The sequence below is a fragment of the Pedobacter sp. ASV12 genome, from assembly GCF_016429155.1.
Classification (GTDB): Bacteria; Bacteroidota; Bacteroidia; order Sphingobacteriales; family Sphingobacteriaceae; genus Pedobacter.
In genome coordinates, this window is sequence record NZ_JAELUC010000183.1 from 1 (window position 1) to 1,570 (window position 1,570).

2 protein-coding genes are annotated in these 1,570 nt (G+C 46.5%); both read right to left on the bottom strand.

The genetic code is table 11. The features are described from left to right. The coding region (locus JHD69_RS19750; protein WP_370583531.1) for a P-loop NTPase fold protein at positions 1-306 on the bottom strand (306 nt) is incomplete at its 3' end. Next, entirely contained in the window at positions 296-1,453 is a 1,158-nt protein-coding gene (locus JHD69_RS19755) for a LysM peptidoglycan-binding domain-containing protein (protein ID WP_199142056.1), read from the bottom strand. The genes JHD69_RS19750 and JHD69_RS19755, both read right to left, overlap by 11 nt. Positions 1,454-1,570: the final 117 nt, after the last annotated feature.

Genomic DNA, 1,570 nt, shown 5'->3' on the forward strand with positions numbered 1-1,570 from the left:
CTCCAAAATCTTGACCACAGCCAATGGATTGTTGAAATTGTATTCCTTTTTATAAACTACTTCGCCTTTGATCAGTTTTTTGATGTCGATCAGAAACTGTTCGTCGTCAATGGTTGAAGGCAGGTCGAAATTGTAGAGCTTGTTTTCTTCCTGGGTCATTTCGCCGGCAGGAATATAATAATCGTCTTGAGAGAGGAGCGTTACTTCATCGTTTTTAAAATGGTGAAGAAAACTGTTCAGAAAAAATGTTTTGCCTGAGCCGCTACCTCCTGCAATGCCGATGATCAATGGGCTTTTATTGTTCATTATCTTGAGCGCCGTAGTTTATATTACAAAAAAATCTTTTATCCAAAGCACCAACAGCATCTGCTACTGCTTTTGTCATTACAATGATAACATCTTTTGTGGATTCATTCTCTGTAAATTTACCAACAACCTTGGCAAAGGCAGATCGGTTGCTCATCGGGTTGGTTACCTTGATGATGGTGCCGATAGGGGCCGTGCGGTGCAATACCAGCATTTTGCTAGGGTCTAAATCATTGTCGGTAATCCATAGCGCCGTACCTTTCTCTTCGTATTGAGTGATGCCAAATTTGCTTGGCGAGCCTTTAAAAGAAGGGTCTTTGAGCGTATTCGGATTGGCTTCCGAGGCCTGGTCTTCATCAGAAAGCGCAGCCACTGGTTTGGCTCCCCTAATTATCAGCTTCTGACCCGTAGTTAGGTCGTTCGATGCCAAATTGTTCCAGGTTTTAAGCTGAAAAGTGGTTAGGCTGTACTTTTTGGCAATGGTATAAATGGTTTCGCCTGCAACTACCGTATGCTCAAATCCACCATCGGTGTTGGCAGGGCTTGGCGGGGTTGCTACCTCTTCTGTTTTTTTCTGTTTGCTTTTTACCGGAGGCGCTTCCACTACTTTTGGAGTCTCAACGGGTGCTGCTGCTGGCGTAGCAGCGCCATTCGCTGAAGGGATTCTAAGCACCTGTCCGATTTGCAGGTTACTCGAAGTCAAACCGTTTAGCTTTTTGATTTCGTCAACCGTAGTGCCGTATTTCTCGGCCAGCATATTCAGGTTTTCCTTGGCTTTGATGGTATGCGAAATATTGCCTGCACTTTCTGTATTGGCAGTATTGCTCGCCACGGTTTTTGTAGGCTGGGCCACAACTGCCGGAGTTTCTTCTATTGGAGCGCTACCGTTTGCAGGGATCTTCAATTGCTGTCCGATTTGCAGGTTGTTCGAACTTAGTCCGTTGATCCTTTTAATTTCGTTTACCGTGGTGCCGTATTTTTCGGCCAGCATATTCAGGTTGTCTTTGGCTTTAATCGTATAGGTGATGAGGACGCCATTGTCGGTATGACTGCCGATGACAGGTGTTGGCGCTGCTGCAAAAGGAATTTCGGTAGGTACTTTGACCACTACGCCAATCTGAAGGAACTTGCTGTCGTTAAAAGACATGATATCTTTGTAGTTAACATTATAGCGACGGGCAATAGAGTCTGTCTCTTATACACATCTAAAAGGGGGGGGGGGGGGGGGGGGGGGGGGGGGGGGGGGGGGGGGGGGGGGGGGGGG